Genomic DNA, 18,387 nt, shown 5'->3' with positions numbered 1-18,387 from the left:
AGGTTAAAAGGTCTATTTAATAAACAAAATAATCTTTGTGAAAAAAGTCTAAAAATTGCTTGAAATAGCTTTTAAAAACAGCTATACTTTATCGTGCATAAAAATCCAAAGGGAGATGTTAATAAAGTGACTAAGAATATTGTCATTGTGGGAGCTGGTTTTGCCGGTGTTGGCGCAGCCAGAAATCTAGGCAAACATTTTAAGAAAGATGAGTCGGTTAATATAACTTTAATTGATAAAAATTCTTTCTTAACTTACATGACTGAATTACATGAAGTAGCTGGTGGACGGGTTGAACCTGATGCGGTGAAATATGATTTACAACGTATTTTCCATCGTTTAAAAAATGTTCACCTAGTAACCGATAAAGTTATGGATATAAATCATGAAACCCAACAAGTGATGGGTGAACATGATACTTATCCATTTGATTATTTAATCGTTACTGCCGGTGGTGAAGCAAACGACTTTGGAGTAAAAGGTGTTAAAGAAAACGGCTTTACTATTTGGTCGATTGAAGCTGCTGAACGGATTCGCGAACACGTGATTGACTGTGTTTATGCTGCAGCTCGGGAACATGATGAAGCAAAACATCTTGCTTTATTATCTTTCGTAGTTTGTGGAGCTGGCTTCACTGGTGTCGAAATGATTGGTGAATTAACTGAATGGTTGCCAGAATTATGTAAAGAACATAAATTAAACTACGATGAAGTATCTTATCACTTAGTTGAAGCAGCCCCTTCTATCTTAAATACCGTAACTGAAGTTGAACGTGAACGTGCAGTTAAAATTATGGAAAAACAAGGCATTGAAATCTCCTTGGGTGATGGAATCGTAGCAGTTGAAAAAGATCATATTGAATTAGCTTCTGGTAAACAAATTCCTTCATATTGTACTATTTGGACAGCTGGGGTTAAGGCAAATACCGATGCTTCTACTTGGGGCTTTGAATATGGCCGTGCTGGTCGTATTTTAGCGGATGAACATCTTCAAGCAAATGGCCATAACAATGTTTTTGTGGCTGGGGATATTGCTTATTATGAAGATCCTAATCAAGATGGGCGTCCAATTCCACAAATCGTTCAAGCAGCCGAACAAACAGCTGATTTAGCTGCTGAAAATGTGATTGCTTTAATGAACGGTAGTGAATTAAAATCTTATAAGGGTAAATATGATGGAAACATGGTTTCAATTGGTGGCCGTCATTCAGTTTCATTATTATATGATAAATACCATTTGCAAGGTTTCTTCTCAACCTTAGTAAAACATGCTGCAAACGTTAAATATTTCTTAAGCATTGGATCTTTATACTATGCATGGACCTATGTACGTCATGAATTCTTTAAAATTGAAGGCGGCAAAAACATGTTTGGTGGTCACTTGGCTGCCCATGGTAACATGCTTTGGTTATTACCTCTTCGTTTATACTACGGAGGAATGTGGTTAATAGAAGGTTTGAAGAAATGTTTTGGTATGTTTGGTGGTTCTTCTTGGTTCGGCGACACACTTGTTTTCCCATTTGAATGGTTGAAAGAAGAAGTTGTCTCTTCAGCTTCAACAGCAGAAAGTGCTGAAGCAACAACTGAAGCCATTAAACAAGTCTTTGCCTTTAACTATACTCATGGTGAAGAACCAATGTTAGTCTTTAAAGAAATGCCAAATTGGTTTGCGTCAATTATGAAATTCTTTATGCCAAACCGTGAAGTTGCCTTCTTCATGCAAAAATTCATGTCAGTGGTTGAATTAGCCATTGGTTTGGCTCTAATTGTGGGTCTCTTTACTTGGTTAGTTTCTGCAGGTACAGTTGTCTTAGTTTCAATGTTCTGTCTATCTGGTATGTTCTACTGGGCTAATATGTGGTTTATTCCAGTTGCTATTGCCTTAATGGCAGGTGCAGGCCGTACCTTTGGTCTAGACTATTATGTAATGCCTTGGTTAGGTAGGATTTTTGATAAGTGGATTTGGGGACAACCAAAACATATTTATAAGGAACACAAAGCCTAGTTAAGTTGAAATTTTTAACCAAACTCGCTATTCTTAATAGGAATAGCGAGTTTTCTATTATAAAAAGATTGGAGTTTAATTATGGTACATCCAATATGGCAGGCCTATCCCAAAATAGAATCAGATTTAGAGCGAGTTAAAAAAATGATGATAGCTGAAATATCTGTGTCAAATCCAGAAATTAAGGCTAAAATAATGGATTATATCAATGCATCGGGTAAATTTGCGCGCGCCGGTTTGGTTTTAATGTTTGCCCGCTTAAATCAAAAGACGATTAGTCAAGAAAAGTTAAATATTGCCGCTGGTATTGAATTATTTCATTTGGCGACTTTGATTCATGATGATGTGATAGATGAGGCAGATCAACGACGGGGGATTCAAGCCTTTCACTTGGCTGAGTCCAATCGCATTGCCATTTATGCAGGAGATTATTTATTGGCTTATGCAATGCGGTTTTTATATCAGTCAGGCTTAAACGATTTCTCTGGAATTGAACAAAAAACCATTGAATTGATTCTGAATGGAGAACTGAATCAGTTAAAAAATGTAGCTGATCCGACGATGACAATCTACCGTTATCTTCGCCAGATTAAAGGGAAAACCGCACTTTTATTTGGCCTAGCAACAGTAGGGGGGTATCAAACCGAATCTATCAGTCGACGACAATTAAAACAAGCCTATTATGCAGGTGAAGAAATAGGGATGGCTTTTCAATTAATTGATGATCAATTAGATTTCTTTCAAAAGCAAGAACAAACTGGAAAACCACAATTACAAGATGTAATGAACGGGATTTATACAGCACCGTTAATCCGGGCAATTTATCAAAAACCCATACTTAAGAATTTGATACTTTCCATTGAAAATGAGGAAGATTTACAACAGATTCAAGATTTGATTGAAGAAAGTGATGCGGATGTCTATGTGGAAAACTTGGTAAAAAAATACTTAAATAAAGCAATTAAACGTATCCAAAAGCTCGATCAAAATGATTATAGCTCTGAAATTTTAAGTTTAATTCAGACTTTAATGACGCGTGATTATTGATATAACTAGACTAAAATTCTAAATTATATTAAAATAAAAGCGTATCAAAAATTTGTTTTCTTAAAGGAGAGGAAGATTTTATGAAAAAATCATTACTAAAAGGTTCGTTAGTCTTTGCATCAGTTTTCTTATTAGCGGCTTGTTCCCAAGCTGATAACGCTGCTGATAAAGCTAAAGATGCTGCATCATCTGCAGAATCTGTTGTCGAATCTGTTGTCTCTAAAGAAGAATCAGACGCAGCTAGCGATTCTGAAGTAGTTAGCTCAGAAGAATCAGATGTAGCCAGTGAATCAGAAGAATCAGGCTCAGAAGAATCAGATGCAGCTAGTGAATCAGAAGAAGCCGGTTCAGAAGAATCAGAAGAAGCCAGCGAATCAGAAGAATCAGGCGCAGCGGGTGCTGTAGCAGATGAAATGGCCGAATTAAAAGATGGTACTTATACTGCTGTTTCAAATGAAGATGAACATGGTTGGACCTTGAAATTTACCATTGAAGTTAAAGATGGTAAAATTGAAAAATCTGATTTTGATTATGTAAATGCTGATGATGAATTAAAATCAGAAAATGAAGAATATAATATGAATATGGAAAAAAATGGTATTTCATTTGCAGATGCTAAAAAAGAATTAGATGATCAATTAGTAGAAAAACAATCAGCAGATGACGTTGAAGTTGTTTCTGGTGCATCAAGTTCATCTGATGTCTTCAAGAAAGCTGCTGCTGCCTTAATTAAAGCAGCCCAAGAAGGTAACACTGAAGAAATTAATATTGATGAATTAGAAGATGAAGCTGCAAGTTCAGAAGAATCAGCAAGTGATTCAGAAGAATCAACTGACGAATCATCTAGTGAAGAATAATAATTAATTAAGAACTTAAACAAAAGTAAGGGATTGGGCAAAAAAGCCCAACCCCTTACTTTTTTATAACAGGATATAGTAATACAGTAGTTATTTGGTAATTCTAATTAGCTTTTAAATAAATTGTGAACTTACTTACTATTTTATGAAAACTGTGTTAAAGTGTTGGAAGAAAATTATTATAGCTTTTTTATAAGTTTGATTGGATAAGGAATGAGAACATAATGCGTAAACAAATAGCTCTCCTTTCAGTTTTAACCCTGCTGACTCCCTTAGCGATGCAGCCCGTTAAGGCTGAAGAATCTAACGCCGAAGTCACCACAGGCGCCAGTCCTAAAACTGAAAATCAAGAAGCACTTGAAATTGTCAAAGATCCAGAAACCCGGACTGAAACGCTACTACATACAGCGGTCCAATTATCCATTTACCATAAGGGGCAAGAAGCTGCTATGGATGAGGCCTTTGATTATATGCGACGGATGGAAAAATTACTTTCAACCAATTTAGAGGAATCAGATATTTATAAAATCAACCAGGCAGCTGGTAAAGAAGCGGTCAAAGTTCAACCCGAAACCTTTGAATTAATGGAAAAAGCCTTAGAAATCGCTAAATTATCGGATGGGGCCTTTGATGTGACCATCGGTGCGGTCACCAATTTATGGCGGATTGGGGATGTGGATGAAGAGCGTTTACCAAGCCCTGAAGAAATTGAAGCAGCCCTCCCTAAGATTGACTACCATAAAATCACCCTCAATAAAGAAGCTCAAACTATTAAGTTGGAAGAAGAGGGGATGGTTTTGGAAATGGGGGGCATTTCTAAGGGCTATATTGGCTCAGGGGTTAAGAAAATTTTCCAAAAATATGGAATTACCACTGCCCTGATTAACTTGGGTGGCAATGTGATTGTTATGGGAACCTCACCATCTAATGATCAAGGTTGGAATGTCGGTGTTCAAGATCCGGATAAGGTTCGGGGAACCGTTGTTGGAGCTCGGCGGATGAAGGATTACGCTATAATTACTTCGGGTATTTATGAACGCTATTTAGAAGTTGATGGTAAGAAATACCACCATATCCTGGACCCTAAAACTGGCTATCCTCTAGAGAATAATATTTCTGGGGTCACAGTGTTTGCTCCGGAGTCAGTAGATGGGGACGGTTATTCAACCTCCTTATTCTTAATGGGGATTGATAAGGGCTTAGACTTTGTTAACCATTTGGATGGGGTAGAAGCGGTCTTTATTGATAAGGACCATGGACTTCACTTATCTGAAGGATTAAAAGATTCTTTTGAATTAACGAATGAGGAGTATCACATTGTCAAATAAAATTACCCTACCTATTTTTCTAGAATTTGTTGAAATTCGGACCAAGTTGGCTTCCTTATTTCCAATGCTGATTGGTTTTCTTTGGACCTATTACTTTTATGGTCAGTTTAACTGGCTGAACAGCCTCGTTTTCTTCCTAGGTGCTCTGGTTTTTGATATGTGTGTGACTTCGATCAATAACACCATGGACTTTCATAAAGCCATTTCCCTTGATTATAAAAATGAAGAAAATGTGATTGGGCGTAATGGCTTAGACTTTAAAATCATGGTCAAAATTGTCTTTGTTCTCTTGGCTTTGTCATTGCTTTTTAATCTTGGCTTGGTTTTCTTAACAGATCCCATTTTATTAGCGATTGGGGCAGTTTGTTATGTCATTGGTATCCTCTATACCTTTGGGCCAGTTCCTATCTCTAGGACTCCTTATGGCGAATTTTTATCTGGTTTAACCATGGGCTTTGGTATTTTCTTTTTGGCTGTCTTTATGACCATGTATAAGGATATCCTGTATACCAATTGGACCGGACATAAAGTGATATTGATAGCTAATTGGTTTGAGCTCATCCGAATTTTCTTAATGAGTATTCCTTTAGTCTGTTTAATTGCTAATATTATGCTAGCTAATAATTTAAGAGACTTAGAACGCGATCTTGAAAATCAACGCTATACCTTGGTATCATATATTGGACGCGATTTAGGTGTTAAATTATATATGCTCCTGTCAGCCTTACCTTGGGTCTTTTGGCTCACCTATATTATTTCCGGTCAATTTCCAATTTGGGCATTAGTGGCTTTAATTGGAATCTATCCCCATTATCAAATTGTCCAAATCTTTGTCCAAAAAATTAGGCTAGCCGAGACACGCAAATCTGCCTTTCACCAAGCGCTCAAAGCCTTTATGTTATTCTCAGTCATTTATCTAATTAGTTTGGTCTTAATGATTATCTTTAAATAGGGAAGAACTTTGGCGTGTTTAAATCATTGCGATTCAAAAGCACCCTCCTCGTACCTGTAGCCAGGCCCGAGGAGGGTGCTTATGTTTTGATTATTTATAAGGGTAAAACTAATTCGTCTTCCTCGGCTGTTTGGCCAACAATTTCAATGACTAAACCATGGGGGAGGCAGATTGCCGTCTGACCGGGTCGGGTAATCCAACCTGTCATGACACCAATTTGGTCGGGGCTATTGTCTTCTTTGATGCGGGCGTTTAGTCCATCAACTTCGACAATATTGTATTGACCATCGTGAGGATAGTATGTTTTGGTAAAGTCTTCACCATCTTCCGTTAATGGAAATTCATCGACTACTTGGCCATCAATACGAATAACTGCATATTTATCAACTTCTTCTGGCTGATTATAGGCCATAATCGTCCAGATATTGGGGATAAAAGATAGGGTTAAGGCTAAAATAATAAAAATATAGTCAAAAGGTTTGAAGGTTTTAAGTAATTTTTTCATAGAGTATGTCCTTCCAGATAATTCTTTACCTATTGTATAAAAAAATGCTATAATAATCTAGCATTTTATTTTAAACTTTGGTAAGATAGAAAATGTGTGAAAAGAAGCTAAAAAGAAACTAGAAATAAAGGAGTTTATATAAATGAAATTATCTGCTGAATTAAGAACTGAAACTGGTACTGCTGCATCTAAACGTGCACGTCGTCAAGGTTTAATCCCTGTAACCATGTATGGTAAAGACTTTGAAACACAATCATTATTAATTAATGCCCGTGAATTTGAAGCTATTCTTCGTAAAGAAGGTTCAAATGCGGTGTTTGAATTAGAAACTGATGGAAAAACTCAAACAGTTTGGGTTAAAGATTTCCAAAAAGCTGCTTTGAAGAGTGAATTCTACTCTGTAGACCTTGAAGCTATTTCAGCTAACCAAAAACTTGAAGTTGAAATTCCACTTGTTTTAGTTGGTGAAGAATCAGTTAAAGTCGGGATTGTGGAAACAGTTATCAACTCAATTCTTGCTGAAGCACCTGCTTCTAACATTCCACAATCATTTGAATTAGATGTAACTGGTATGGAAATTGGTGATACTAAAGCTGTATCTGATTTAGAAGTACCTTCTGATGTGACTGTCTTATTAGAAGCAGATCAAACCATCGTTTCAGTTTCTGCTCCATCTGAAGCTGAAGTTGAAGAAGATGAAGAAGCAGCTGAGCCAGAAGTAATTGGTGAAAGTGCTGAAGAAGAAGAAGACGCTGAATAATTCATAATTATTTTCAAAAGTCTAAGGCTACCTGCTGGCCTTAGGCTTTTTATATATAAGGAAGGCTAGGGGACAGGTCAGGATTATGGTACAATAGGACCAGTAACTATAAGTGAAAGGTGGAGGTCAGATGGCGATGAATGCAGCATTAAAGACCAAAATTATTGCGGCAGCCCATGAAATTGGAATTGATAAAATTGGCTTTACCACAGCTGAACCATTTGATTATTTAGAGGACTCCCTCAAAGAACAAAAAGCTAAAGGTCATACTTCAGGTTTTGAACATCCGGTGATTGAAGAACGACTTTACCCTGACAAGATTTTCCACCAACCAAAATCTATTATTTCGATTGCTTTGGCTTATCCTTCAGAAATTCAAAATCCTTTAAAATCAGAAAGAGACAATCGGCGCGGCCTTTTTGCGCGGGCGTCTTGGGGTTTGGATTATCATGATATCTTACGAGAAAAGATGGATCGTCTCATAGCTTATATAAAGACTGAAGCCACTACAGCGACTTTTAAACCGATGGTGGACACAGGTGAACTAATTGACGTAGCAACAGCTCAAAGGGCTGGTTTAGGCTTTATTGGTAAGAATGGTCTCTTGATCACAGAAGAGTTTGGGTCTTGGGTTTATTTAGGTGAGATTATTACCGATATTGAATTTGAAGCAGACCAGCCAGGTGTCAGTGCCTGTGGTGATTGTACCAGGTGTATTGATGCTTGTCCGACCAATGCCCTCTTAGGCGATGGTCGGATGAATGCTCAATTGTGTTTATCCTTTCAAACCCAAACGAAAGGTTATATGGCTCAAGAATTCAGACGGCCTATGACGCATGTGATTTATGGCTGTGATATTTGTCAGTATGTCTGTCCCTTTAATCAAGACAAATCAGTCCATCTACATCCAGAGATGGAACCAGACCCTGAAGTGGTTCAGCCAGCCTTAAAACCACTCTTAACTATTTCTAATAAAGACTTTAAAGAAAAATATGGTCCCTTGGCTGGTTCTTGGCGGGGCAAAAAACCGCTTCAAAGAAATGCGATTATAGCCTTAGCTAATATGCGCGACCAGACCGCAATACCCTTATTATTACAATTAATGGAAGAAGATCCGCGGCCAGTCATTCGGGGAACTTCTGCCTGGGCCTTGTCTGTAATCCAGCGATTCCAGAATCCGGCTATGGTCAAGGCAATCGCGGCCCAATTAGCCAAAGAAACTGATCCCGAAACTGTGACCGAAATGACCCAGGCTATCGAAAAACTCAAAGATAAACGTCCTCCACGGTCAATAAAGACCCAATCATAGAAAGAAGTTTTTGTATGAAAAACCATATTGCCCTTTATCAACCTTTAATGCCAGCCAATACCGGGAATATTTCTCGGACCTGTGCGGCTAGCAATGCGCCTTTACACCTCATTCATCCTTTGGGCTTTTCTACCGATGATAAAATGTTAAAACGAGCCGGCTTAGATTATTGGCATAATGTCGAAATAATTGAACATGAGTCTTTTGAAGCCTTTTTGGATTATGTGGGCCAACGACCGATGTATCTCATTTCAAAATTTGCACCGCGCATTTATACTGAGGCTGATTTAGCCCGAAATGAAGCTGACGAACAATTTTTCCTTTTTGGTAAAGAAACGACTGGTTTGCCTCTTGAATTTATGCTAGAACATAAACAAGATTGTTTGCGTATCCCCATGAATGATGAGCATGTGCGGTCACTTAATTTATCTAATACGGTCAATATTGTCTTGTTCGAAGCCTTACGGCAACAGAATTGGGCCAATATGGATCAAATTCATCATTATCGGGATACGGAAAAAAGTCGCCTCTTAAATTGGTAAGCAGAACACTTGAATGGTTACTCATATATGCTAAAATTGAGTCACAAATCTTATTTGAAGTGAGGAGACTTTACATGTTTAAAAATATTTATGAAACAATTGGTAACACACCTTTGGTAGAACTAAAATCTGAACCAGGCTCAGCTAAGATTTTTGCTAAAATTGAAAGCCGTAACCCATCTGGTTCGGTTAAAGATCGGCCAGTAAAATACATTGTGGAAGCCATGTTAAAGGATGGCACTTTAGAAGAAGGGGGCACCATTATTGAAGCCACTTCTGGAAACACCGGGATTGCCTTATCAATGATTGGGGCAGCCTTAGGTATTCATGTCATGATTGTCATGCCAGAAACCATGACCATTGAACGCCGCAATATTATGAAAGCTTATGGGGCTGAATTGGTTCTGACACCAGGACCTGATGGCATGCAAGGTGCCGTAGATAAGGCCAAGGAATTATCTGCTGAATTGGATGCTCCGATTTTGTCACAATTTACCCGCGAAGCTAATGTCCAATCGCATGTGGAAACTACCGGTCAAGAAATCTTAAAAGAACTAGACCAAGTTGATGGTTTTGTGGCTGGTTTTGGAACAGGCGGTACGGTAACCGGAGTTTCTCATGTCTTGAAAAAACATAATCCAGACACCCAAGTTTGGGCCATGGAACCAGCAGCGTCTCCTTTGATTAGCCAAGGTCAAGCTGGACCACATAAAATTCAAGGCTTAGGGGCAAATTTTGTACCCGATATTCTTGACCAAACTGATATTGATAAAGTAATGACCATAAGCAATGAAGATGCAATTGCTAATATGGTTGAATTAACTAAAGGACAGGGGATTTTGGCAGGTGTATCCTCTGGGGCAAACTATGCAGCGGCTAAATTACTAGCCAAAGAATTAGGCCAAGGTAAGCAGGTAGTAACGGTTTTACCAGATACGGGTGAACGTTACTTGTCTGCCGGTTTCTTTGATGCCGAATAAGATTAAAAACGAGGACTACTGGCTAGACTTAGCCCAGTATATCTATGATCATGATCCTGCCTGTCATAGTGTCGATGAGGCCCTCAACTTATATCCTGGTTTACAAGCCCTCCGCGTCCATGATTTAGCCCACCAAGCCTACCTGGTTGGTGATTTTACTGTAGCCCGGCGGCTCTCGGAAGATAGCAAACGTCAAACCGGTATCGAAATTCATCCGGGGGCGCAAATCGGTGACCATGTGTTCATTGACCACGGGACTGGGGTTGTCATTGGTGAAACAGCCATTGTGGGGGACCGAGTCAAGATGTACCACGGGACGACGCTCGGTGGCCGTGGTAACGAAAAAGGGGTCAAACGTCATCCCACCATTGAACATGATGTAGAAATTGGTGCCAACGCTATTATCTTAGGTAATGTGACCGTGGGTCACCATAGTCGGATTGGGGCGGGCGCTGTCGTTTTGCAAGATGTCCCACCTTATGCTACTGCAGTTGGCGTTCCTGCTCGGATTATAGACCGGTCACAAGACTATATCATTTAATTTTCTCTTACTTGTCTAGTTGACTTTTGGAGAAGATGACTTATAATAATTTTAATAAGTAAATGAGAAGTGAATAGTAATAGATTCAATTCAAAAGAGACATGGCGGTTGGTGCAAGCCATGGATGCGGGTCTATGAATCCACACTTTAATCAGCCTATGAATAATTTTTGAATTTAAATAGTGCCGGTGTCACCGTTATCGACTCAGAGTGCAAATAAGCTGGTAAACAAGGCTTATTTGAATTAGGGTGGTACCGCGAATGAGCCTTTCGTCCCAAGTTGGATGAAAGGCTCTTTTTGCATATAAAGGAGGAAAAATAATGTTAGACCGTAAAGTATTAAGAAATGATTTTGAGGCTGTGGCTGACCGCTTAGCCAATCGTGGGGTTAAGCGTGAAATCCTAGAACAATACCAAGCATTGGATCAAAAACGCCGTCAACTCATCGTGAAGGCTGAAGAAGATAAAAAGTTACGGAACCAAGTATCACAAGAAATTGCTCAATTAAAAAAGAATAAAGAAGATGCTGATGCCAAAATTAAGGAAATGCAAGAACTAGGTGGCCGCATTAAAGCTCAAGATGGAGAACTGGCTCAAGTCCAAGCCGACCTTGAAGCCATTGAATTTGGCTTACCCAACTTACCCCATGAAGATGTACCTGTTGGGGCAGATGAAGAGGACAATGTGGAAATTCGTCGTTGGGGTCAAATTCCTGAATTTGACTTTGAAGCCAAAAACCACTGGGATATTGCTGAAAACTTAGATATTTTAGACTTTGATCGTGGTGCTAAGGTGGCTGGGGCTCGTTTTGTATATTATAAAGGCTTAGGCGCTCGCCTAGAACGGGCCATTTATAACTTTATGTTGGATACCCATACCAATAATGGCTATAAAGAAATGATTGTGCCATATATTGTTAACGATAAAGCTATGTTTGGTACGGGCCAATTTCCTAAGTTTAAGGAAGACGTCTTCCAATTAACTGATGAGCGTGGGTTAACTTTAATCCCAACGGCAGAAGTTCCTTTGACTAACTTCTATGCGGATGAAATTCTAGATTTAGATCAATTGCCAACTAAATTTGTAGGATTATCTCCAGCTTTCCGTTCTGAAGCAGGGTCTGCGGGTCGTGATACCCGGGGCTTAATCCGGATGCACCAATTTAACAAGGTAGAATTAGTTAAATTTGCTCATCCAGACCATTCTTATGAAGAATTAGAAGGTATGACCCGGGACGCTGAATCTATTCTACAAGCTTTAGAAATTCCTTATCGTACCATTGTTTTATGTACCGGCGACATGGGCTTCTCTGCGGCTAAGACTTATGATATTGAAGCTTGGATTCCTGGCCAAGATACCTACCGTGAAATTTCTTCATGTTCAAACACAGAGGCTTTCCAAGCTCACCGGGCCATGATTCGTTTCCGAAATGAAGAAGGTAAGGTAGACTATGTTCATACCTTAAACGGTTCTGGTTTAGCAGTTGGTCGTACTTTAGTCGCTATTTTAGAAAATTACCAACAAGTGGATGGTTCTGTTAAGATTCCAGAAAAACTGGTTCCTTATATGGGAGGCGTGACTAAAATTACTAAAGAAAATGCCCATGGTGTGAATTTATAATAAAAGAAAAGGAAGCTAGGTTTTTACCTAGCTCCTTTTTTAGGTTAATGGATACGTTTAACTCGATTTGATTGAGAAAAATATAGTCAATGGTATAATGGATGTGTAGAAGGATGATAGGAGGCAGCACCGATGCAAAATTTGAATGCTTTGGTTATTTGGAAGAAAACTTCACTTGATATAATTAAGTATTTACAAGACCTATCTGTATCTTTTGCTTTAATTGTGCTTAAAGCTATAGATTTTTTGAGTTCATCTTTGTCTGTGCATGTCACACCAAACTTTCTACACCCTATTTTTATTAATAATAGTATCAAGTAATCATAGATTGCTTGGTACTTTTTTTCTTTAAGGAGGTGAACCTGACTTGAAACCTAAGAAAACTGATAGAAAGGTTTGGTGATCCAGAATGTATCTTGACTAAGAGGAAAAGACTCTTACTATAAATTAACAATTAATTGCTAATATATTTTCTAAATTCGCTTACTTTGCCTAACTAGACCGAGCTAATTCGGTCATAGTTAGGTTTTTATTATGGTATCTGGCTTTTTGTGTTAAAATAGGGGCTGATTAGTCTTAAAGGAGTCTTCGTATGCGTGCAACTAATTTCAATCATATCCTACCAGCCATTATTCTGTCTTCCTTAGCCGGATCTCTAGATGCTTATTCCTATATTAACTTTGGCAAGGTATTTGCTGGAATGCAAACAGGTAACATTATTATTTTGTCGATTCGGATTGGTCAAGGGGCTTGGTCAGCGACCCCTCCTTATCTTTTATCTATTTTTATGTTTGTCTTAGGTACCTTGGTAACTCGGTTTATTCAACACCAAACCCGGTTAAAAGAAAAGGGGGAGGCAGGGTTGATTGTTCTCCTATTTGAAACGGTCATGATGTTATTAGCTGCCATGCTGCAAGATTATGTGCCTCCTTTGGTCATCACCTCATTTTTTGCTTTAGCGGCTGCTGCTCAATTTCAAGAGTTTCGCTCTTTAGGCAAGCATTCCTATGCTTCGACTATGATGACTGGGAACTTGCGGAATTTGACTGAATCATTTTATGATGCGGTTTTTCTCAAGGATGCCTTAGCAAAGAACCGACTTAAGTATTTAAGTATGGTCTTAGCTTCCTTTGTTTTGGGAGTTTTGATAACTGCCTTTTTAAATTTACAATTAGGTCTTTATTCAATTTGGATTTTAGTATTTGGCTTATTCTTGGTGATGCTGATGGGGATTCGGCTTGGAGGATTAGATCAAGCTGGAAATAAATAACTTATTTTAGTTATTTATTGAGGTTGACTGGCTAAATACCCTAGGCAAGTTTGATATTTTTGTGGTAAAATACACTTTGTACAGTTTATAGAGGAGGAAAGCTCTTGGAACAAATCTTAACAATTGCACTTTTAATTGTTGCAGTTTTAATCATTATTGCAGTAATTATGCAACCAACTAAAGGAAATGCTGCTAGTATGTTATCAGGGTCTGATGATGGCCAAGCTAAAACAAAAGCGAGAGGTTTTGAAGCCTTTTTAATTAAAACAACAAGTGTTTTATCTGTTTTATTCTTTGTATTAACAATCGCCCTTGCTTATTTATCAGCTAAATAATTTATACCTCTGGTAATCGTTTGGTTATCAGAGGTTTTTTATTGCGCCCGTAGGAACGCAGTGACATACGGGCGCAATACCAGGCACAAGCGAAGCGGTGCGTGGTTTCAATTTGAATTCCGTAGGAACGCAGTGACGTACGGGCGCAATACCAGGCGCAAGCGAAGCGGCGCGTGGTTTCAATTTGAATTCCGTAGGAATGCAGTGACATACGGGCGCAATACCAGGCACAAGCGAAGCGGTGCGTGGTTTCAATTTGAATTCCGTAGGAACGCAGTGACGTACGGGCGCAATACCAGGCGCAAGCGAAGCGGCGCGTGGTTTCAATTCGAATTCTGTAGGAACGCAGTGACGTACGGGCGCAATACCAGGCGCAAGCGAAGCGGCGCGTGGTTTCAATTAAAATTTCGTAAGAACGCAGCAACATGAAGGACTCCATACTCCCTACAGTCGTATGGATACTGAGGCAGTTATCTCACTGGGTTCAAACTGCCTCAGTAATAAGGCTGATAGCTTTTATTTTATCCTATTTTAGGATAGGATAAGAGTTAGAGTAAACAGGGAGTGGATAGGTTGAATACAACAGAGAATTATTACCCAGTACAAGGGAGCCAGTCTAAGAATATTGGGATTATTTTATTCCATGCTTATACAGGAACCCCTAATGATGTTAATTTGTTAGCGCGGAAATTGAATCGAAATGGCTATGATGTTTTATGTCCAGTTTTTCAGGGACATGGGACAGATGATATTTTTGATATTTTAAATGCCCCTATTTCAAGTTGGCAAGAGGATGCCAAGCAAGCCTTAGCCTTTATGGTAGACCAAGCCTATGATTCCATTATGGTTTTTGGCTTATCATTAGGTGGAATTATAGCCACTTGGCTTTTAAGTCAAGACCAAGGTCAGCTCAAGGCGGGTGGGATGTTTAATTCACCAATTTTGCCTGATTCACTTGTGGATTTGCAGACGCCATTTTTAGCCTATGCGCGGGCCTTATATATGTCCAATAACCGATTAGAGCAATTTGTAAATGATAAAAAGCAAATTATTGACCAACATAATCAACAAATGCAGGCCTTAAATGATTTCCGGCAAGCCATGGGTCCTAAACTTACGAAAATTAATGTCCCATTCTTTGTCGCTCAATCGGGTCAAGATGAACTAGTTGATTCACGGCCAGAAGCAGATTTTCTAACCTTTATTAATCCTAATTATTTAGATTATCATTTCTATCCAGATAATAGTCACGTGATTACCGTTAATCGTAACCGCCAAGCGTTTGAACAAGACTTGTTTGAATTTTTGGAGCAAGCTAACCAGTAGGAGGTCAGCCATGAGTTTAAGTAAATTAGAAAATAATCTACTCCTTTTCTTCCAAGAACATAGGGATAAGTCCTTTAAAGCCAATGATTTAGCAAGTCAATTTAACTATCAAGGTTCTAAAAATTATAAGAAATTAGTCAAGGCTCTTGCCTTTTTAGAGCATATTGGTGAAATTGAAATGGTGGGTCAAGGCAATTTTCGGGTTGCCCAAAATAATAATAAATTAGTGGGAACTTTTCGTGCGAATGCCAAAGGATTTGGATTTATTTCGGTTGATCCAGAAAAACCTGATTACTTTCTGCCACCGGGAAAAGTTGGCCAAGCCATGGACGGGGACACTGTAGAAATTAGAGTGCTGAGAGAAGTTGACCCGCAAACAGGTAAAGGGTCTGAAGCAGAAGTGGTCCGAGTAGTTGAACGGGCGATGGACCAAGTAGTTGGTGAGTTTGTTGCCTTTAATCAAGACCAACGACAAGATACAGGCTATATTGGCTATTTGATTCCCCGCTTAGATTCGGGCCAAAGCTTAAGGATGATGGTTGACTCTAAAGGCCTCCATCCTGTGACTGGCTCTATCTGCTTGGCTGAAATTACCCAATATCCAAGTCCTGATAATCCAGGGACCTTGGTCGGTCTCATCACCAAAGAAATTGGTCATAAAGATCAACCAGGTGTCGATATTTTAGAAATTCTCTACCAATTTGGCATTCCTAATGAGTTTCCTGAAGATGTTTTGGAACAAATTAAGGAATTCCCTGATGTGATTGATCCCGCCCAAGTACAAGGCCGGCATGATTTACGCGATCAACTCATCATCACCATCGATGGAGCCTCTGCCAAAGACTTAGATGATGCGATTTCTTTAGAAAAAAATTCTGATGGTAGTTATGAATTAGGCGTCCATATTGCAGATGTTTCCCACTATGTTCAAAAGGGAAGCCCGATTGATCAAGAGGCATACCAACGTGGTACCTCTGTCTATTTGACCGACCGAGTTGTACCAATGTTGCCACAGAAATTATCTAATGGCTTGTGTTCCCTAAACCCTAAGGAAGATCGCCTGACAATTACTTGTCAGATGACCATAAACACCCAGGGTAAGGTTACCGCCTTTGATATTTATTTATCTGTCATTAATTCTTCCTACCGGATGACTTATCGTGATGTGAATGAGATTTTAGCGGGTGACGCTAAACTCCGTCAAGATTATCAAGAAATTGTACCTATGTTAGAAGATATGGCAGCCTTACATAAAATTTTAGAGAAAATGCGGCTTAAACGAGGAGCCCTTAATTTCGATACTAAGGAAGCGGAAATTATTGTCGATGAAGAGGGCCAACCCCAAGATATCGTGGTCCGTCAGCGGCAAACCGGGGAACGGATGATTGAATCCTTTATGCTGGCTGCCAATGAAACTGTCGCTGGGTATTTTATGGCCAAGCAATTACCGATGGTTTACCGGATTCATGAGCAACCAGACGAAGAAAAAATGTTGCGCTTTGCCGAATTTGCTTCTTCACTTGGTGTCCCATTAGGTGGGCATGCAGCCACTATCAAACCTAAACAGTTACAAGAAAGTCTGAAAAAAGTCCAAGGACAAGATTTTGAATCAGTTTTGGCGATGATTATGTTACGGTCGATGCAACAAGCCAAATATTCGATTGAACCTCTGGGGCATTATGGACTAGCAACCAAAGAATATACTCATTTTACTTCCCCGATTCGTCGTTATCCGGACCTAATGGTTCATCGTCTCATCCATTTTTACCTTACACGTCCAAGTAAGAAGGAAATTTACCAAGAAACTAGTTACTTGGCTGGTGCTGCTGACCAAGCATCAAAAATGGAACGACGCGCGGTGGATGCAGAACGTGAAACGGATGCCCTGAAGAAGGCTGAATTTATGGCCGATAAAATTGGTCAACAGTTCCCAGGCCATATTGCTTCGGTCACTTCTTTTGGGATGTTCGTAGAATTGGCCAATACGGTTGAAGGTTTAATCAGTCTTGATAAATTGTCTGATGATTATTATCAATTTATTCCTTCCCACTATATGTTAGTCGGCGAGCGGACCAGTAATGTTTTTAAAATCGGTCAGAAAGTCGTGATTGAAGTGGAAAAAGTTGATATTAGCCAACGACAAATTGATTTTAAATTAGTCGATTATGAAAGCCAAAAAGCGGACCAAGCAGCTTTAGATTTAGCCCAAGGTCAGAAACGTTTGGGCCGTCGTCCTAAACAAAATACGTCAGGCAATCACCACAAGCCTGGTAAGTCTGCGGCGACGTCTAAAGGTCGGGCCAAGAATAAGGCTAAGGCTAACCAGGGCAAACCTAAATTTGCCAAGTCAGGTCAAGCTAAGGGCAAGCCGAAGACTAAGCAAAAAGTCCGTAAAAATAAGACTGCAAAATTCTCCAAGTCTTTTAAAATGACAAAACGGGGGAAATAATTTAAACAGAAAGTAGGAATTTGATGTCCCAAGTGAAAAAAGACAAACCCTTGGCCTCCAATCGTAAGGCCCGCCATGATTATGAAATTTTAGAGACCTTAGAAGCAGGGATTGCTTTAACGGGGACCGAAATTAAATCGGTACGTCAAGGTAAGATGAACTTACAAGATGGTTACATTTCTTTTTATGGGGGACAAGCTTGGTTAAAAGCAGCCCATATCAGTCCTTATGAACAAGGAAATATATTTAACCATGATCCGGTGCGTGATCGTAAATTGCTTTTGCATAAGCGGGAAATTCTTAAGTGGGATCAAGAACTACGACAAAAAGGTCTGACTGCGGTCCCTTTAAAAGTCTATTTGGTTAGAGGTAGAGCCAAATTATTGATTGGCCTAGCCCGAGGAAAGAACAAATATGATAAACGTCAATCTTTAAAACAAGATCAAGCTAAACGCGATATTGATCGTGCTATGAAAGACCGTTATTAATCTGATTATTAAATAAAAAAGAGTTAGTACAACTTAAGTTACTAACTACTTTTTATTTTAGTTTTAAATTTAGT

19 protein-coding genes and 1 other annotated feature are annotated in these 18,387 nt (G+C 39.1%); of the genes, 17 read left to right on the top strand and 2 right to left on the bottom strand.

Going from position 1 to position 18,387, the window contains the following annotated elements; all coding sequences use genetic code 11:
- Nucleotides 1–126: 126 nt before the first annotated feature.
- The 5 genes from HMPREF9257_RS06220 (at nt 127) to HMPREF9257_RS06200 (ending at nt 6,188) form a co-directional block, all read left to right on the top strand.
- The gene (locus HMPREF9257_RS06220; protein ID WP_006418710.1) at nt 127–2,004 is read left to right on the top strand and encodes an FAD-dependent oxidoreductase; all 1,878 of its coding nucleotides are present in this window, start codon (nt 127–129) and stop codon (nt 2,002–2,004) included.
- 81 nt (nt 2,005–2,085) lie between these two features.
- The gene (locus tag HMPREF9257_RS06215; protein WP_006418611.1) at nt 2,086–3,051 is read left to right on the top strand and encodes a polyprenyl synthetase family protein; all 966 of its coding nucleotides are present in this window, start codon (nt 2,086–2,088) and stop codon (nt 3,049–3,051) included.
- An 80-nt stretch (nt 3,052–3,131) separates the two neighbouring features.
- Nucleotides 3,132–3,908: an FMN-binding protein gene (locus tag HMPREF9257_RS06210; RefSeq protein WP_006418711.1), complete on the top strand. Its 777-nt coding sequence runs from the start codon at nt 3,132–3,134 to the stop codon at nt 3,906–3,908.
- 224 nt (nt 3,909–4,132) lie between these two features.
- Nucleotides 4,133–5,236, top strand: coding sequence for an FAD:protein FMN transferase (locus HMPREF9257_RS06205; RefSeq protein WP_006418689.1), 1,104 nt, complete (start codon nt 4,133–4,135; stop codon nt 5,234–5,236).
- Nucleotides 5,220–6,188, top strand: coding sequence for a UbiA family prenyltransferase (locus HMPREF9257_RS06200; protein ID WP_245526829.1), 969 nt, complete (start codon nt 5,220–5,222; stop codon nt 6,186–6,188). The genes HMPREF9257_RS06205 and HMPREF9257_RS06200 overlap by 17 nt, the downstream gene beginning before the upstream one ends.
- Nucleotides 6,189–6,282: 94 nt before the next feature.
- Here the strand turns inward: HMPREF9257_RS06200 and HMPREF9257_RS06195 are convergent, their stop codons facing one another.
- Nucleotides 6,283–6,693: a NusG domain II-containing protein gene (locus HMPREF9257_RS06195; protein ID WP_006418706.1), complete on the bottom strand. Its 411-nt coding sequence runs from the start codon at nt 6,691–6,693 to the stop codon at nt 6,283–6,285.
- Nucleotides 6,694–6,835: 142 nt separating this feature from the next.
- On the opposite strand from HMPREF9257_RS06195, the gene HMPREF9257_RS06190 reads away from it, so the two are divergent.
- The 9 genes from HMPREF9257_RS06190 to secG all read left to right on the top strand — a co-directional run bounded on the left by HMPREF9257_RS06190 (nt 6,836) and on the right by secG (nt 14,050).
- Nucleotides 6,836–7,453, top strand: coding sequence for a 50S ribosomal protein L25 (locus HMPREF9257_RS06190; RefSeq protein ID WP_006418672.1), 618 nt, complete (start codon nt 6,836–6,838; stop codon nt 7,451–7,453).
- Nucleotides 7,454–7,583: 130 nt separating this feature from the next.
- Nucleotides 7,584–8,762, top strand: a complete 1,179-nt coding sequence (gene queG, locus HMPREF9257_RS06185; protein WP_006418629.1) for a tRNA epoxyqueuosine(34) reductase QueG — start codon at nt 7,584–7,586, stop codon at nt 8,760–8,762.
- A 14-nt stretch (nt 8,763–8,776) separates the two neighbouring features.
- Nucleotides 8,777–9,304: a tRNA (cytidine(34)-2'-O)-methyltransferase gene (locus tag HMPREF9257_RS06180; RefSeq protein WP_006418668.1), complete on the top strand. Its 528-nt coding sequence runs from the start codon at nt 8,777–8,779 to the stop codon at nt 9,302–9,304.
- A gap of 74 nt (nt 9,305–9,378) precedes the next feature.
- A complete protein-coding gene (gene cysK, locus HMPREF9257_RS06175) occupies nt 9,379–10,284 on the top strand; it encodes a cysteine synthase A (protein WP_006418698.1) in 906 nt (301 codons plus the stop codon).
- Nucleotides 10,274–10,825 carry a serine O-acetyltransferase EpsC gene (gene epsC / locus HMPREF9257_RS06170; RefSeq protein ID WP_006418691.1) on the top strand — a complete coding sequence of 184 codons (552 nt, stop codon included), beginning with the start codon at nt 10,274–10,276 and terminating at the stop codon, nt 10,823–10,825. Before cysK ends, epsC begins: the two co-directional genes overlap by 11 nt.
- Nucleotides 10,826–10,878: 53 nt before the next feature.
- Nucleotides 10,879–11,106 (top strand) — a binding site (T-box leader).
- A gap of 40 nt (nt 11,107–11,146) precedes the next feature.
- Nucleotides 11,147–12,445 (top strand): serine--tRNA ligase, encoded by a 1,299-nt coding sequence (gene serS, locus HMPREF9257_RS06165; RefSeq protein ID WP_006418628.1) that lies wholly within the window; start codon nt 11,147–11,149, stop codon nt 12,443–12,445.
- 132 nt (nt 12,446–12,577) lie between these two features.
- On the top strand, nt 12,578–12,766 hold the full coding sequence (locus HMPREF9257_RS06160; RefSeq protein ID WP_006418702.1) for a hypothetical protein: 189 nt from the start codon (nt 12,578–12,580) through the stop codon (nt 12,764–12,766).
- Between the two features lie 271 nt (nt 12,767–13,037).
- Nucleotides 13,038–13,715 carry a YoaK family protein gene (locus tag HMPREF9257_RS06155; RefSeq protein WP_006418612.1) on the top strand — a complete coding sequence of 226 codons (678 nt, stop codon included), beginning with the start codon at nt 13,038–13,040 and terminating at the stop codon, nt 13,713–13,715.
- Between the two features lie 104 nt (nt 13,716–13,819).
- The gene (gene secG / locus HMPREF9257_RS06150; RefSeq protein ID WP_006418634.1) at nt 13,820–14,050 is read left to right on the top strand and encodes a preprotein translocase subunit SecG; all 231 of its coding nucleotides are present in this window, start codon (nt 13,820–13,822) and stop codon (nt 14,048–14,050) included.
- Between the two features lies 1 nt (nt 14,051).
- On the opposite strand, the gene HMPREF9257_RS09165 is transcribed toward secG, so the two are convergent.
- Nucleotides 14,052–14,477 carry a hypothetical protein gene (locus HMPREF9257_RS09165; protein ID WP_142977864.1) on the bottom strand — a complete coding sequence of 142 codons (426 nt, stop codon included), beginning with the start codon at nt 14,475–14,477 and terminating at the stop codon, nt 14,052–14,054.
- Nucleotides 14,478–14,623: 146 nt separating this feature from the next.
- Between HMPREF9257_RS09165 and HMPREF9257_RS06145 the strand changes: the two genes are divergently transcribed.
- Genes HMPREF9257_RS06145 through smpB form a run of 3 tightly spaced genes read left to right on the top strand, consistent with a single transcriptional unit; the run spans nt 14,624 to nt 18,313 of the window.
- Nucleotides 14,624–15,376, top strand: a complete 753-nt coding sequence (locus tag HMPREF9257_RS06145) for an alpha/beta hydrolase (RefSeq protein ID WP_006418700.1) — start codon at nt 14,624–14,626, stop codon at nt 15,374–15,376.
- 10 nt (nt 15,377–15,386) lie between these two features.
- Entirely contained in the window at nt 15,387–17,825 is a 2,439-nt protein-coding gene (gene rnr, locus HMPREF9257_RS06140; RefSeq protein WP_006418651.1) for a ribonuclease R, read from the top strand.
- A gap of 23 nt (nt 17,826–17,848) precedes the next feature.
- Nucleotides 17,849–18,313 (top strand): SsrA-binding protein SmpB, encoded by a 465-nt coding sequence (smpB, locus tag HMPREF9257_RS06135; protein WP_006418614.1) that lies wholly within the window; start codon nt 17,849–17,851, stop codon nt 18,311–18,313.
- The last annotated feature ends 74 nt before the right edge of the window (nt 18,314–18,387 follow it).

Source organism: Eremococcus coleocola ACS-139-V-Col8 (genome assembly GCF_000183205.1).
Classification (GTDB): Bacteria; Bacillota; Bacilli; order Lactobacillales; family Aerococcaceae; genus Eremococcus; species Eremococcus coleocola.
Note: the sequence above shows the minus strand (reverse complement) of the source record. Positions and strands in the feature narration are given on the sequence as shown.

Coding starts and splice junctions, on each gene's coding strand:
- HMPREF9257_RS06215 (WP_006418611.1), top strand. CDS start 2,086: ATGGTACATCCAATATGGCAGGCCTATCCCAAAATAGAATCAGATTTA.
- HMPREF9257_RS06210 (WP_006418711.1), top strand. CDS start 3,132: ATGAAAAAATCATTACTAAAAGGTTCGTTAGTCTTTGCATCAGTTTTC.
- HMPREF9257_RS06205 (WP_006418689.1), top strand. CDS start 4,133: ATGCGTAAACAAATAGCTCTCCTTTCAGTTTTAACCCTGCTGACTCCC.
- HMPREF9257_RS06195 (WP_006418706.1), bottom strand. CDS start 6,693: ATGAAAAAATTACTTAAAACCTTCAAACCTTTTGACTATATTTTTATT.
- HMPREF9257_RS06190 (WP_006418672.1), top strand. CDS start 6,836: ATGAAATTATCTGCTGAATTAAGAACTGAAACTGGTACTGCTGCATCT.
- queG (WP_006418629.1), top strand. CDS start 7,584: ATGGCGATGAATGCAGCATTAAAGACCAAAATTATTGCGGCAGCCCAT.
- HMPREF9257_RS06180 (WP_006418668.1), top strand. CDS start 8,777: ATGAAAAACCATATTGCCCTTTATCAACCTTTAATGCCAGCCAATACC.
- cysK (WP_006418698.1), top strand. CDS start 9,379: ATGTTTAAAAATATTTATGAAACAATTGGTAACACACCTTTGGTAGAA.
- epsC (WP_006418691.1), top strand. CDS start 10,274: ATGCCGAATAAGATTAAAAACGAGGACTACTGGCTAGACTTAGCCCAG.
- serS (WP_006418628.1), top strand. CDS start 11,147: ATGTTAGACCGTAAAGTATTAAGAAATGATTTTGAGGCTGTGGCTGAC.
- HMPREF9257_RS06160 (WP_006418702.1), top strand. CDS start 12,578: ATGCAAAATTTGAATGCTTTGGTTATTTGGAAGAAAACTTCACTTGAT.
- HMPREF9257_RS06155 (WP_006418612.1), top strand. CDS start 13,038: ATGCGTGCAACTAATTTCAATCATATCCTACCAGCCATTATTCTGTCT.
- HMPREF9257_RS09165 (WP_142977864.1), bottom strand. CDS start 14,477: ATGTTGCTGCGTTCTTACGAAATTTTAATTGAAACCACGCGCCGCTTC.
- rnr (WP_006418651.1), top strand. CDS start 15,387: ATGAGTTTAAGTAAATTAGAAAATAATCTACTCCTTTTCTTCCAAGAA.
- smpB (WP_006418614.1), top strand. CDS start 17,849: ATGTCCCAAGTGAAAAAAGACAAACCCTTGGCCTCCAATCGTAAGGCC.